Annotated in this window: 16 protein-coding genes; 8 read left to right on the forward strand and 8 right to left on the reverse strand. The window is 43.0% G+C overall.

Annotated features, from left to right (window positions below):
- Positions 1-6: 6 nt before the first annotated feature.
- Positions 7-1,905, reverse strand: a complete 1,899-nt coding sequence (locus C4S61_RS13080; RefSeq protein ID WP_103925254.1) for a DNA topoisomerase IV subunit B — start codon at positions 1,903-1,905, stop codon at positions 7-9.
- 9 nt (positions 1,906-1,914) lie between these two features.
- Complete coding sequence (locus tag C4S61_RS13085; RefSeq protein WP_103925255.1) at positions 1,915-2,409, reverse strand: DNA topoisomerase IV; 495 nt, start codon at positions 2,407-2,409, stop codon at positions 1,915-1,917.
- Between the two features lie 225 nt (positions 2,410-2,634).
- Here C4S61_RS13085 and C4S61_RS13090 point away from each other — a divergent pair, with 225 nt between their 5' ends.
- Positions 2,635-3,021 carry a hypothetical protein gene (locus C4S61_RS13090; RefSeq protein WP_103925256.1) on the forward strand — a complete coding sequence of 129 codons (387 nt, stop codon included), beginning with the start codon at positions 2,635-2,637 and terminating at the stop codon, positions 3,019-3,021.
- Here C4S61_RS13090 and C4S61_RS13095 read toward each other — a convergent pair.
- Positions 3,002-3,934 (reverse strand): ROK family protein, encoded by a 933-nt coding sequence (locus tag C4S61_RS13095; protein WP_103925257.1) that lies wholly within the window; start codon positions 3,932-3,934, stop codon positions 3,002-3,004. The genes C4S61_RS13090 and C4S61_RS13095 overlap by 20 nt on opposite strands.
- A 44-nt stretch (positions 3,935-3,978) precedes the next feature.
- Entirely contained in the window at positions 3,979-4,473 is a 495-nt protein-coding gene (locus C4S61_RS13100) for a YkgJ family cysteine cluster protein (protein WP_317046054.1), read from the reverse strand.
- Positions 4,474-4,543: 70 nt separating this feature from the next.
- Between C4S61_RS13100 and C4S61_RS13105 the strand changes: the two genes are divergently transcribed.
- On the forward strand, positions 4,544-4,903 hold the full coding sequence (locus tag C4S61_RS13105; RefSeq protein WP_103925258.1) for an arsenate reductase family protein: 360 nt from the start codon (positions 4,544-4,546) through the stop codon (positions 4,901-4,903).
- On the opposite strand, the gene C4S61_RS13110 is transcribed toward C4S61_RS13105, so the two are convergent.
- Positions 4,900-5,733, reverse strand: a complete 834-nt coding sequence (locus C4S61_RS13110) for a CvfB family protein (protein WP_103925274.1) — start codon at positions 5,731-5,733, stop codon at positions 4,900-4,902. The genes C4S61_RS13105 and C4S61_RS13110 overlap by 4 nt on opposite strands.
- A 179-nt stretch (positions 5,734-5,912) precedes the next feature.
- On the opposite strand from C4S61_RS13110, the gene C4S61_RS13115 reads away from it, so the two are divergent.
- On the forward strand, positions 5,913-6,803 hold the full coding sequence (locus C4S61_RS13115; protein ID WP_103925259.1) for a 3-hydroxybutyryl-CoA dehydrogenase: 891 nt from the start codon (positions 5,913-5,915) through the stop codon (positions 6,801-6,803).
- Between the two features lie 18 nt (positions 6,804-6,821).
- Positions 6,822-7,439 (forward strand): deoxynucleoside kinase, encoded by a 618-nt coding sequence (locus C4S61_RS13120; RefSeq protein ID WP_103925260.1) that lies wholly within the window; start codon positions 6,822-6,824, stop codon positions 7,437-7,439.
- A gap of 59 nt (positions 7,440-7,498) precedes the next feature.
- Here C4S61_RS13120 and C4S61_RS13125 read toward each other — a convergent pair whose 3' ends face one another.
- The 3 genes from C4S61_RS13125 to C4S61_RS22075 are packed head-to-tail and all read right to left on the reverse strand — an operon-like array spanning position 7,499 to position 8,760.
- Positions 7,499-8,143 carry a DUF7255 family protein gene (locus tag C4S61_RS13125; protein ID WP_103925261.1) on the reverse strand — a complete coding sequence of 215 codons (645 nt, stop codon included), beginning with the start codon at positions 8,141-8,143 and terminating at the stop codon, positions 7,499-7,501.
- A 3-nt stretch (positions 8,144-8,146) separates the two neighbouring features.
- Positions 8,147-8,605, reverse strand: a complete 459-nt coding sequence (locus tag C4S61_RS13130; RefSeq protein WP_103925262.1) for a DUF2452 domain-containing protein — start codon at positions 8,603-8,605, stop codon at positions 8,147-8,149.
- Entirely contained in the window at positions 8,602-8,760 is a 159-nt protein-coding gene (locus C4S61_RS22075) for a hypothetical protein (protein WP_200820581.1), read from the reverse strand. Before C4S61_RS22075 ends, C4S61_RS13130 begins: the two co-directional genes overlap by 4 nt.
- A gap of 169 nt (positions 8,761-8,929) precedes the next feature.
- Here C4S61_RS22075 and C4S61_RS13135 point away from each other — a divergent pair, with 169 nt between their 5' ends.
- From C4S61_RS13135 to C4S61_RS13150, 4 genes are all read left to right on the forward strand, one after another.
- Entirely contained in the window at positions 8,930-9,265 is a 336-nt protein-coding gene (locus tag C4S61_RS13135) for an Hpt domain-containing protein (RefSeq protein WP_103925263.1), read from the forward strand.
- A gap of 29 nt (positions 9,266-9,294) precedes the next feature.
- Positions 9,295-11,667 (forward strand): S9 family peptidase, encoded by a 2,373-nt coding sequence (locus C4S61_RS13140; protein ID WP_103925264.1) that lies wholly within the window; start codon positions 9,295-9,297, stop codon positions 11,665-11,667.
- On the forward strand, positions 11,664-13,364 hold the full coding sequence (ggt, locus tag C4S61_RS13145; RefSeq protein WP_103925265.1) for a gamma-glutamyltransferase: 1,701 nt from the start codon (positions 11,664-11,666) through the stop codon (positions 13,362-13,364). Before C4S61_RS13140 ends, ggt begins: the two co-directional genes overlap by 4 nt.
- Before the next feature lie 300 nt (positions 13,365-13,664).
- A partial coding sequence (locus tag C4S61_RS13150) for a DUF4372 domain-containing protein (protein ID WP_146064379.1) occupies positions 13,665-13,839 on the forward strand: 175 nt, incomplete at its 3' end.

Raw genomic sequence — 13,839 nt, forward strand, 5'->3', positions numbered from 1 at the left:
AAAATTTTAAGCAGCATCGACTTCTTCTTTCTCTTCAGATTTCCTGGGATCGTCCAATGCCAGGTCTTTTTCAATCTTCAGATTATCAATGATAAATAGCTGCCGGTCATGCGTATTTTTACCCATATAGAAGGTCAGCAAATCTGAAATTTTGGTCTCCTTATTCAGAATAATCGGATCTAGACGAATATTCTCGCCGATGAAGGTCCCGAATTCCTCGGGAGAAATTTCTCCCAAACCTTTGAATCGTGTGATTTCCGGTTTACTTCCCAATTTGTGAATCGCACGTTGCCGCTCTTCATCGGAGTAACAATAAATGGTCTCCTTCTTATTCCTCACTCGGAACAGGGGTGTATCGAGGATAAACAAATGCCCGTTTTTCACCAAATCAGGAAAAAATTGCAAGAAATAAGTCATGATCAGCAAGCGAATGTGCATTCCATCCACATCTGCATCAGTGGCGATGACAATCTTACGATAACGGAGATTTTCAATTCCGTCTTCAATGTTCAGCGCATGCTGAAGCAGGTTGAATTCCTCATTTTCATACACCACTTTCTTGGTCATCCCAAAGCAGTTGAGTGGCTTTCCACGAAGTGAAAAAACAGCCTGAGTCTGCACATCGCGCGATTTGGTAATCGAACCCGAGGCAGAATCACCCTCGGTAATGAACAGCATCGAATTATTTTTTACATCTTCGGTAGCCTTGGGATCGTCGTAGTGCACCCGACAATCGCGCAGTTTCTTGTTGTGAAGATTGGCTTTTTTGGCACGCTCGTTAGCCAGCTTTTTGATTCCGGAGATTTCTTTCCGCTCTCGCTCTGACTGCAAAATCCGCTTCAGAAGCGCATCCGCTACGCTTGGATTCTTGTGAAGGTAATTGTCCAGCTCAGTCTTGATGAAATCATTGACAAAAGTCCGGAGTGTAGGCCCATCAGGACCGACACTTTGAGAACCAAGTTTTGTCTTGGTTTGAGATTCAAATACCGGTTCCTGAACACGAACCGCGATAGCCGCCACGACGGATTGTCTGATATCAGACGCATCGTAATCCTTCTTATAAAATTCCCGAATAGTCTTCACAATCGCTTCCCGAAATGCCGCCAGGTGAGTTCCTCCCTGCGTTGTATACTGTCCGTTGACGAAAGAATAGTATTCTTCACCATAAGAACCGGAGTGCGTGATTGCTACTTCAATATCATTTCCTTTGAGATGGATGATCGGATAGCGAATGCTTTCCTCGTCTATCCTGTTGGATAGCAAGTCGTATAGTCCCCTGTCGGAGAAAAATTTCTTACCGTTAAAATTTATAGTCAGTCCGGCATTTAGATAGGCATAGTTCCAAATCTGATTTTCAAGGTATTCCGGGATGAAATGATAATTTTTGAAAATAGACCCATCTGGAGAGAAAATAACTTTCGTTCCATTTCGCTCATTGGAGGGTCCGATAGGTGGGTCATTAACCAGTATTCCTCTTTCGAATTCAGCCATTTTAGACTGTCCATCCCTGAAGGACTGAACTCTGAAAAAGTCTGCCAATGCATTTACTGCTTTGGTACCCACGCCATTCAAGCCTACCGATTTCTGAAAAGCGCCCGAATCGTATTTACCTCCTGTATTGATCTTGGAGACGCAATCGATGACTTTACCCAAGGGAATTCCACGCCCGTAATCCCTGATCTCTACTTTGTGCTCGGAAATTTTGACATCAATCATGCGTCCAAAGCCCATCATGTGTTCATCGATGGCGTTGTCAAGGATTTCCTTGACGAGGACATAAATCCCGTCATCCTGCGCACTTCCGTCACCCAATTTACCGATATACATCCCTGGTCTGAGGCGGATGTGCTCCCGCCAATCCAAGGATTTGATACTGTCTTCTGTATAGTTGAATGGTTCTGCCATAGTCCTTGATTATACTCCTTTTTGAACCTGCTTGAACTTTCCGATCAGCAGTACGAACAATCCAATGACCCAAACTAATAGGAAAGCAGGCATCAGATAAAAGAAAAATGTGAACTGACTGGTTGCAATTTCCTCCTGATTATTGATCGAGTGAACAAAAAACACCAAAAGTGCCAAGCTCAAATTGAGAATACCTCCAAACGAATAAAACCAGGCCAGAAAATAATCACGATAGCTGTCTCCCACCGGAAAGATCCGATGAAGCTTTTTGTTGGATTTGGTCTCTAAAGATTTGGGGGGGTAAAGGATAATTGCATTGAAAATCACAAATGCCCCAACCATGGCGTAAAAAAATGAGCCTTTCTCCCAATTTCTGTTTAAAACTCCACTTTCATCTATACTTAATCCAACTGACTCTGGGAGTGCAGAGTAAAAGTACAATAGGAAGAATACAAAAAGCAGAATACTGATAAAGTAGAATGCTTTTCCAAATCTGTAATACATAAGTTTGAGCGATTGATTTGCTAATATAACCGATTTGGGTAAACCGAAAGGGCTAAAAATGTGTTCGAAAATCTGATATTTCTGCCAGTTACCGGCGTGAATTTTACAATTCCATGAATTTCAGGGTGCTGACCAGAATCACAAAACCATTATATTGAATTCTTTCGAATGGTTTTATGATTGCTTCGAATTTTGAGACCATCTTTGACGACCAATTCCATAAAAATGCAAAAGATAAAACTAATACCAGCGCTGTTCCTTTTAATTGGAGGCTATTCTTGCAGCGGTCCATTAGACGCGGGTAAGGTAAACCTTGAAAACTGGAAATCGGATCGAGATGGTTGCAAAGGACTCCGAATGCAGGAGCTTGAGGAGTTTCAAGCAGTAAAAAACACGTTTCTTGGTGCTGATAATCAAGCTTTAATCAAGACTTTTGGCAGGCCTGATCGTGTGGAATTGGTCGATAAAAGCCAAAGCTTCTTTTTCTACTTCATTGAACCCAGTGGGGACTGTGAAGGATTGGAAACAGAAAAAGAACCCCTGAGGGTTCTTTTTAGAATGAACGCAATCAGTAAAGTGTCTGAAGTAACGATTACAACCCTGAACCCATAAAGCATAGTGCAGCGGCACCTAAAGTGCCAGCGTTGTTTTCCAGGGTTGCTTTTTTGAGACGGAGATCTTTCACATAATATGGAGTCAAAAACTTCCTCGTATTGTATTCAATCGTGGGCATCATAAATTCCAGACCTGCTGATATTCCCCCTCCAAAATACACGTCGGTTACATCCAGTATTCTGATAGTGGAAACAATCGATTCGCTCAGAATTTGGGCCACTTCTTTGAAAACCATCAATGAAACCTCATTTCCGGTTTTTGCGGTATCCACCAAAAGATGCGTACCGAGTTCTTTTCCGATTAAATCCCCGGCCTTTTCTGGATAAGCAGAAATCAGATTATCCATGATTCGAAGAATTCCCTTTCTTCCAACCAGCGTTTCCAGACCGGCATTTCCTCTGGATAACATGTGACCCATTTCGAGCGCATTTCCACGGGATCCTTTAAAAACCTGTCCATCCAATACCAAGGCACTTCCGATTCCGGTTCCCATGGTAATGAATAGGAAATTCTCTGCCACATCCCCTTTTCCATAGTAAAACTCACCAATAGCAGCAGCAGCGGCGTCGTTTTCCATAAAAAACTCATACTTGGGATATTTTTCAGATAAACCCTCCTTTAGTGGAAAACCATTCAGATCCGGGATTGCCGGAATTTCCAAGGGAGTTGTTCGATCCTTTGAAATCATTCCGGGCAATCCAATGCCTACTTTTTCCACTTCTGGATATTTTTCCAGGTATTTTCCCAAGCCCTCAATAAAACGCTTCCCAAATCCATCTGGATGATCTTTATATGGGGTAGTGTCTTCTTTTTGGAAGTCAAGCATATTTCCTTCCTTGTCTACTAAGCCGATCTTCAGGTGTGTGCCTCCGACATCTACTCCCAGAAAAAGAGAATCCTGCTTGCTCATAGTTTATTCATAGGTTTGATTGTTAAGAAAACAAAAGAAACGTTTTACTTCTTATAATCTTTGCCGATCTCGTAAAAAATTTTGGAAACCGCAGGACAGACCAGGGTGTTTTTCAGAGATAAATCCAATATTCCCAACATGTTTTTACGATTTGTATGTGGGTATTCCCGGCAGGCCTTGGGTCTGTCTTCATAGACAAGACACTTATTATCAGCTCCTAAAAATGGACATGGCAAAAAATTAAGCACATAATCCCCTTCCTCGTCCTGATGAAGGTATTCATCGATAAACTGACTGCTTTTCATTCTGAATAATTTAGCAATCCTGTCAATGTCGGTCCGAATAAAAATAGGGCTGGTTGTCTTACAACAATTTGCACAATCCAAACAGTCAATCTGCCGGAAGGTCTCCTCATGCAAATGATGAAAAACAGCGTCCAAGTTTTTTGGCTTGCTTTTTTTGAGCTTTTCCTTCAGTTTTTTGTTAGCCGGAAAATCGGTCTTACTTTCTTTCGAAAATTTGTCTAAATCTATCTTCAATTTTACAAGGAATTGAACTTCAAATAATTGTAATTTTTTAGTACCTTTTAACTTGCTAAATCCAAAAACTATGAAACTTCACCCTTCAGAACTCTATTTTTACCATAGTTCTACTCAGACAGTCGATAAGCAAACTAAAGCTTACGCAAAATCCCTGACCAAATTCGTCAATGAAATAGATGTGGTCAAGGAGAAGATCACAGCTACTCAATGGGATCAAATTCTTAATCTCCTGAATTTAAGACCAAAGGACCTGTTGAATCGTGCCCATCCAGACTACCAACGACACATCGCCGGCAAAGACTGGGACGAGGAAGGTTGGCTAAACATCCTGACCAATTTTCCCTACCTGATCAAATCTCCGATTGCGATATTCAAAAACAAGGCAATCCTTTGCAAAACGCCAAGCGATATTCTCAAGCTGGATTAATCCCGGTTGACGGAGATTCCTTCAGGACTTAGCACAATTTGTCTGGCTTTGAAAAGCTGTCCAATGCATTGCTTAAAATGCTTTTTGGACATGCCCAAGACTGCCTGGATTTCAGCCGGATCAGACTTGTCATGAAGCGGCAGAAATCCTTTCTCTTCCAACAAAGAAAGGATTTTTTCTGATCCTTCATCGTATTTTACCCGACCGACTGGCAATAGCTGAAGATCCAATTTTCCGTCTTCCCGACGCTTTTTTACCCACAGTTTTCTGTTGGATCCAATTTCCAGGGGTTGAAAAACTTCATTAGCATAGATCAAACCTTCATAGCGGTCCTCCAGCAAAACCTTGTAACCCAGTTCCGTTTTCTCAAAAATCAAGCCTTCGACCTCATATCCCGGCTCATAGTACTTTGGCGCAGGATCAATAAAATCCCGGTATTTACTTACGCCGATCAGTCGATTACTTTTGAAATCGGCACATACCCGGATCAGGTACTTTTGACCTACTTCCATGTTTTTGGCCATTTCACCCTTAGGCACAAATAGATCCTTTGGCAAGCCCCAATCCATGAAGGCACCAAACTTGGTCACTTCTTTGGCCTCCAAAACCGCAAAGTCATCAAGTAAAGCCAAAGGCTTTTGGGTGACAGCCACAGGACGATCTTCGCTGTCTGTGTATACAAAAACCTCAACCTCATCCCCTTCCTTTTCTTCTCCTTTGAGATAGCCTTTGGGTAAAAGTACTTCTCCCCCATCACTGAGGGCCAAATAGGCCCCAAAGTCGGTGAATCGGTTTATTGTGAGATTGCTGATCAGCCCTAATTCCTTCATGATCCAAAGGTAGGAATTAATCCTGTCGAGGCATCGCAATTCTCCGACAAACAAAGTCGGAAAGGACAGGTTTGAATTGGAAATGGAAGGGCTTAAGCGTAGTTTTGAGCCATAAGAAAGCCCCTTTTTGGTAAGAATAAACCCAAATCATAACGTTTACCCTTAGAAATCAAAGTTTTATGAAATCTATCTCAGTCATCGGTTCAGGAACCATGGGAAATGGTATTGCCCACGTTTTTGCGCAGCACGGTTATCAAGTTTCACTCGTGGATATCAAGTCGGAATTCCTGGAAAAAGCCCTGGCTACCATTTCGAAAAACATGGACCGTCAGGTAGCAAAAGGAGCGATTTCCCAAGCCGAAAAAGAGGCTTCACTGGGTCGGATCGCAACTTTTACAAGCTTGGAAGGTGGAGTGAAAAAGGCCGATTTGGTGGTCGAAGCAGCCACAGAAAACCTAGGTTTGAAACTGGATATTTTTCATCAGTTGGACCAACTTACCCCTTCAGAAGCCATCCTTGCTAGCAATACTTCCTCTATTTCGATCACCAAAATAGCAGCGGTAACCAAGCGTCCATCGCAGGTAATCGGAATGCACTTTATGAATCCGGTTCCGGTCATGAAGTTGGTCGAAGTGATTCGTGGGTATGCGACCTCCGATGAAGTGACCAAAACCATCATGGCACTTTCGCGAGACCTTTCCAAAGATCCGGTGGAAGTAAATGACTATCCGGGATTTGTGGCCAATAGGATTCTGATGCCTATGATCAACGAAGCAATTTACACGCTTTTTGAAGGAGTGGCTGGAGTTTCAGAAATCGATACAGTGATGAAGCTGGGCATGGCCCATCCGATGGGACCGCTTCAATTGGCGGATTTTATCGGCTTGGATGTTTGCCTCTCGATTTTGAAAGTACTTCATGAAGGCTTTGGAAATCCGAAATACGCACCATGCCCACTATTGGTTAATATGGTCGAGGCGGGGTACAAAGGAGTGAAAACCGGAGAGGGATTTTATCACTACACCCCGGGAAACAAGGAACTCGTAGTCGCCTCCAGATTTTCCAAATAACTTATCAATTCAGAAATCATGCATTTAGCAGTATCAGGAAATATCGGAAGCGGAAAAACTACGCTCACCGAAAAACTCGCAAAGCATTATGGTTGGAGGGCTGAGTTTGAGGCGGTGGATCAAAATCCTTACCTGGCGGATTTCTACGAGGACATGAAGCGTTGGGCGTTTCATCTTCAGGTTTACTTTTTGAATTCCAGATATAATCAAATCCGGAAAATCCAGGAAAATCCGATCTCCACCATTCAAGATCGGACCATTTACGAGGATGCTTACATTTTTGCAGCCAACCTGTACAAAAGTAAGCTCATGACTGAGCGGGATTATTACAACTACCGGAGCTTGTTTGACTCTATGATACTGCATGTCAAAGCACCGGATTTGTTAATCTATCTGAAAGCTGACATCCCAAAACTGGTCGGACAAATCGAAAAACGTGGAAGAACCTACGAAACCGCCATGCGGATCGATTACCTCAAAAACCTAAATTCTCACTACGAGGAATGGATTGGGAACTATAAAGAAGGCAAACTTCTCATCGTAGATGTGAATGAGTTGGACTTTGTAGAGCGACCGGAGGATTTCTCTTTTATCGTGGAAAAAATCGAGCGAGAAATGTTTGGGCTTTTTGCCTGAATTAACTCACTTCTTGGTTCAAAAGTCTAACTACTCCCTAACAAATACTCGAAACTCAGTCATCCCACCTTCCGCATCAGCCAATTGTATAACATGCTCCGCTGATCTTCTTTTGGATTGATCAGTAAGTGATCCAATCGCTTCAATGATCCTCCTGTCATGATCGTCTCATAGGGACAAAGACGGATCAGCTTATAGCCATGAAGTCTGGTTTGAAGGTCATATTGCGCATCGTTATAGGCTAATAACTTCCAACCGGTAGCACCATTTCCACTGAAGTCACCGGATTCTTCGGCTGGTCCAAAGACGTTTTTGGCTACGGGTGGTCCATTCCAGATTCGTTGCTGAAGTCCCACCTTCAGACACTCCTTCTCAAAAGTTCGGCAAAGACGCTTGTAGGATTCAAAAAACGGAAAGGTCCACTCTATGTACATCTCGGACTTTAGGGTGGAAAGCCGATAACGATTAAAATGTAACTCATCATCCCACAGGATCAAGTACCTGCCGATTTTGAAATCAAACTTAAGCTTCTCCAATAAGGGAAAAGCCCCAACTCCACCCAACGCTTCAAAAATCTCCTTCAACCAGCGTTTACCCTTTGATTCAAGAAATTTTGGATTGACTTCCAATTCAAATTGCCAATCGTAATCTGCCCCACCTTGTTTTAAAATCAAGTCAAGCTGGCGCGTCATCAAATGATCCATCGCTTAAGTGGTTTCTCTGAGTATCTCCCAAGTATGATCTGCCAGCAACTTGACCTCAGCCACAAATGCAGCCCAGTCTTTATTTCTGCCCCATTCTTCCGGCGCTATCAAACTCATAAAGTCACCTCCATCAGCTTTTTGATACAAAAAATACCGATGATTGATCAGTGGTTCGAATGCAATAGAAGCTTGATAGATTCGCTCGGAGACTTCAATCCTGGATTGTATTTTCTTAGCCTGATCGGCCAACAGGCGCATTTGATCGTAGATTTGAGCCATTTGCATCTCTGTCTGACTGTGCATGGCCGCCACGGCCCGACCGGTAATCTTCCCTTTATCTTCAGGTTTGATTAGCCCGCTTCCTGAGTGATGTGCATAGGGCAAAGTCCCCGGAGAATCGGTTGTTTTTTCCTTCATTCGATCGAGATCGAGCCTATCTACATCTATTTTTTTTCCTGTCATTTTTTTTCTGTTTCTACTTCTGTCGAGATGCGCTCTTTTAGATTACCCTTTGAGCCGGGAAAGGTTGTCCGCTGCGAAATGTCATACCCGATCCAGAGCATGATCAGCATAAACAATACAAACAGAACAAGGAAGATCTTTTTATTCTTACTCATTGATTTCAGTTTACTCTAACACCTAGACAAAATTAACACAGAGATGTTTTGATCCCTCAAAATTAAAACTCATCAAAAGGAAATGAGGCATTTTAAAAAATGTTTTTAAATTTAACGGAATGGATCTTAAACCGAATTTTTAACAGTTCAACTCTTTTTATACCCGAATATGTACCAAATCATCAGTGAGCAGTCCATTTATCAGTATTTTGGCGATGATGATCCGGCTATGATCCGCGAAATGATTCAAATTATCCTTGACACCAACATCAAGGACTTGAAAGAATTGAGTTCTTTTTATTCTGGAAATGACTTCGATACGATCAAAAAGCGATGTCATAAAGCCAAACCGAGCATGAGTTATATCGGTGCCATTAAGACCAGAAAAACACTGGAGGAAATAGAGGCTAATCTGGAAAACTCAGCTTTACTAAATAAATCACTTCAGGAGCAACTCCAGCTCATCGAATCTGAATTGAAAACTTTCATTTCAGGAATTAATTAACTGTCAAATTATCTTTAGCTTCTTTCACTATGGCGAGAAAACTATTTCTCCTGCCAATACTTCTGTTCATATTTATAGAAGTATCGGCACAATCTACCCTATCTGTCGATTACATCATGCGCGATCCAAAATGGATGGGAACCTTCCCCTCCGCTCCAAGTTGGGGTGAGGACAGCAATCAGATTTTTTTTAAATACAATCAGGAAAATGACCCAGCGGATTCACTTTATAAAATCGAGCTGGGTAAACCAAGCAACATAGCTAAAGTACATTGGCCAGAGGAGAAAGGCTTGGCAAAGCCGCTTTTAGCCTATAATTCGGACCAAAGTCTGAGAATCTATCGAAAGGATAACGCGATCATTTTTGAAGATCAAAAGAAGAAGACAACCACCACGCTTTTGACCTGGCATGAACCGGTTTCTAATCTTCGGTTTCTTGCCGACGAAAATCGAATCGCCTTTAATTCCTCCGGAAATATTTACGTTTATGACAGATCCACTAAAAGTGTTTCTAAATCGACCAATATTTCCAATGCCTCCAAACCGGCAAGCCCAAGTGAACCTTCTTCTTCTGACCCCGGATTTTTGGAAGCTGAAAATCTTGATCTTCTGAAAGTAGTAAGAGCGCGTAAAGAAGCCCAGGAAAAATCCAAAGCCTATCGAGCTGCCATCCGAGAATCCAACAGTGAATTCATCTATTACACGCAAGGAAAAAACATCTCTAATCTCCAACTTTCTCCGGATGAGAAGTTTGCCACATTCTCGATCTATACCCCCGCTTCCAATCAAAATACAATCGTACCCAACTACGTAGATGCCTCAGGATATACTGAAAATCTCAATACGCGGTCAAAAGTCGGTAACAAACCTGCTAAAGTCGAAATCGGCATTTATGATTTGACTAGAGATACCGTCTATTTCGTGACTACCTCTAATCTGCCAGGAATCAAAGATCTGCCTGACTATGTGAAAGATTATCCTGAGAAAACATGGGAAGAGAAAGAGCGAAGTGTTACGCTTTCAAGCCCAATTTTTTCTCCTGATGGAAAAAGGGCAATCATACAGGTCCGAGCCTTCGACAACAAAGACCGTTGGATAACCGAGGTTGATCTTACAAGTGGAGAACTGAAAACCTTGGATCGCCAACGCGACGAAGCTTGGATAGGCGGGCCCGGCATAGGTGGGGGATTTGGAGGAGGTACTTTCGGTTGGCTTCCTGACAATCAGCACATCTATTTCCAATCCGAAGCTAGCGGCTTTTCTCATTTGTACCTTTTAGATGTTAATTCCGGTTTAAAAAAAGCACTCACAAGTGGAAAATACGAGGTTTTTGACCCGTTCCTTTCGAAGGACCAGAAATATTGGTACCTGACCACCTCAGAGGTAGATCCTGGAGAGCGTCATTTCTACCGGATGCCCGTAATGGGCGGAACAATGGAGAAACTGACTTCCATGACGGGAAACAATGAAGTGGCTCTTTCACCCGATGAGAAAAAGCTCGCAATTATCCACTCCTACAGTAATAAACCCGCTGAGCTTTTCGTGCAGGAAAACAAAGTAGGCGCAAAACCTCAGCAGTTGACGGCTGGTCAAAGTGAGGAATTCAAGGCTTACCGGTGGAGAGATCCTCAAATTGTCAAATTCACGGCAGAAGATGGAGCACAAGTTCCGGCAAGACTTTATTTGCCTGAAGCTTCGAAAAAAAATGGTGCCGCAGTGATTTTTGTCCATGGTGCTGGGTATTTACAGAATGTCCACAAATGGTGGAGCAGCTATTTCAGGGAATACATGTTTCATAACCTGTTGACCGATTTGGGTTATACCGTTTTGGATATCGACTACCGTGCTTCGGCAGGATATGGACGGGATTGGCGTACAGGAATCTACCGCCACATGGGCGGAAAAGACCTTTCCGATCAGGTGGATGGAGCCAAGTTTTTGATGGCTGAGCATGGGGTGGAATCCGGCAAAATCGGAATTTACGGAGGCAGCTATGGTGGATTCATCACCTTGATGGCTTTGTTCAATCACGGGGATATTTTCACTTCAGGCGCGGCACTTCGTTCAGTGACCGATTGGGCGCATTACAATCATGGCTACACTGCCAATATCCTGAATACTCCGGAAGATGATCCGATAGCTTACCGGCGTTCTTCTCCGATTTACTTTGCCGAAGGGCTAAAAGGTAATCTCCTGATCGCGCATGGTATGCTGGATGTGAATGTGCATTTTCAGGATGTGGTGCGACTATCCCAGCGTCTGATCGAACTCGGAAAAGACAACTGGGAAATGGCTGTTTATCCGGTCGAGGATCACGGTTTTGTAGAGCCAAGTTCCTGGACGGATGAGTACAAGCGAATTCTGAAATTATTCAACACCACGCTTCTAGAAAAAAAACAATGAGAAAGTCAGGATTAATTGCGGTTTCATTTCTTTTACTTTTTCAGATTTCCTGTGGAAAAAAGAAACCGATTCCAGAGCCCAAAATAGGTCTGGTGGCAGAAAAAGCCCTAGTGGTCTCAGCCCGTGAAGAAGCTTCAAAGATCGGATTGGAGATTCTCCAAAAAGGTGGAAATGCCTTTGACGCCATGATGGCTACCGAAATGGCCTTAGCTGTGACATTTCCATTTGCAGGCAATCTTGGGGGCGGAGGATTTATGGTTTATCGAATGGCAGATGGTTCGGTTGGATCCTTAGACTACCGGGAAAAAGCGCCTCTGGCAGCTACAAAAGACATGTATTTGGATAAAAATGGTGAGTTTCTCTCTCATCTCAGTACCAAAGGCGCTTTAGCTTCTGGAGTTCCCGGAACGATAGCAGGGATCTTCGAAGCACAGGCAAAGTTCGGAAAACTTACACCCGAGGAAATCCTTCAGCCAGTGATTGATCTGGCCAAAAACGGTTTTATAATCACAACAAGACAAGCCGAGCGACTTCAGCAATCAAGAGCAATATTCATTGATGAAAATGGTCCTGATACGTTTTTTGGTCAGGAAATCAATGCAGGTGATACGCTCAGAATCCCTGTCCTGGCTGCAACACTTGAACGAATCGCTACCAATGGTCGTGATGAATTTTATAAAGGTGAAACTGCCAAAGTCCTGGCTCAACACATGCAATCAAAGGGGGGGATTATAACTGAAGAGGACTTAGCTACCTACGAAGCCAAATGGAGAGATCCTCTGGTGTTTCCATACCGGGATTTGAAAATCATCTCCATGGCACCACCGAGTTCGGGTGGCGTGACGCTGGCTCAGATTTTCGGGATGATAGAGCCTCATGATTTGAAATCATTTGGTCATCATTCTCCGGAGTATATCCAAGTTTTGGTGGAAGCTGAGCGAAGAGCGTATGCGGATAGAAACTATTATTTAGGCGACCCGGATTTTTCAGAAATACCTGTTGATCAATTGATTGATTCAGAATACCTTAAGTCAAGAATGGAGTCCTTTAGCTTTGCGCAAGCAACAAAATCAGAAGAAATTGCCAAGGGCGAAATCGCATTTGCAGAGAGTATGGAAACGACCCACTATTCCATCGTGGATGGGGATGGGAATGCAGTCTCTGTGACCACAACTCTTAATGGTGGCTATGGATCCAAGGTTTACATCGACGAATTGGGCTTTTTCATGAACAATGAAATGGATGATTTCAGCGCCAAGCCCGGAACTCCCAACATGTTTGGGTTGATCGGTGCTGAGGCCAATAGCATTGCCCCCGGCAAGCGTATGCTCAGCTCCATGACACCCACAATTGTCGAAAAAGACGGGAAACTTTGGATGGTCGTAGGCACTCCAGGCGGATCAACCATCATTACTTCGGTCCTTCAGACCATCTTAAATGTCGCTGAATTTGGAATGGGAATGCAGGAAGCTGTGGAAGCGCCACGATTTCATCATCAGTGGCTGCCTGACTTGGTGAGTTTCGAACCGAACTCATTCAGTGCCGAACTGATACAAATCCTAAAGGCAAAAGGCTATCAAATCAACGAAAATAACAGTCCGATAATCGGAAAAGTAGATGCAATCCTTGTCTTGCCGGACGGAAAACTCGAGGGCGGAGCTGATCCCCGTGGGGATGATAAGGCGGTCGGTTTTTAAAGGAAATTGTAAGTGGTAAATAGTAAGAAGTAAGTGGCTTAGACTACTTACTTCTTACTTTTTTTGGACATTTTGAAGGCTAGTATTCGTAAAGAAAGCCCTCCTCCAAATTTTTAAAGTTAAGCCAAACTCTATTTCCATCTACTCGCAAAGCTAAAATATCAAAAGTCAGTTCTTTGGTAATCAAGGCCTCGCACAATTCATTGTTTTCAAGCCAATAGCGTCCTAAATAAAAAATGAGAGGTCCTATTTTTTGACCAAAATAGTTACTTTGGTTTGCACCAAAACCTCAGACCTCTCATGGGTAATATTACGCTGTTTTCTCAGATTATTAAAAAGATTGACCGCCCGATTTTCAAGAAGCTGGTCAAAGAAAAACAAACAGATAAAGGCTGTAAGGGATTCGACAGTTGGACACATTTGGTCTCCATGCTTTTCTGCCATTTTGCCAAGAGTACCTCGGTAAGGGATATTT

This window comes from Algoriphagus boritolerans DSM 17298 = JCM 18970, assembly GCF_900108085.1.
GTDB classification, from domain to species: Bacteria; Bacteroidota; Bacteroidia; order Cytophagales; family Cyclobacteriaceae; genus Algoriphagus; species Algoriphagus boritolerans.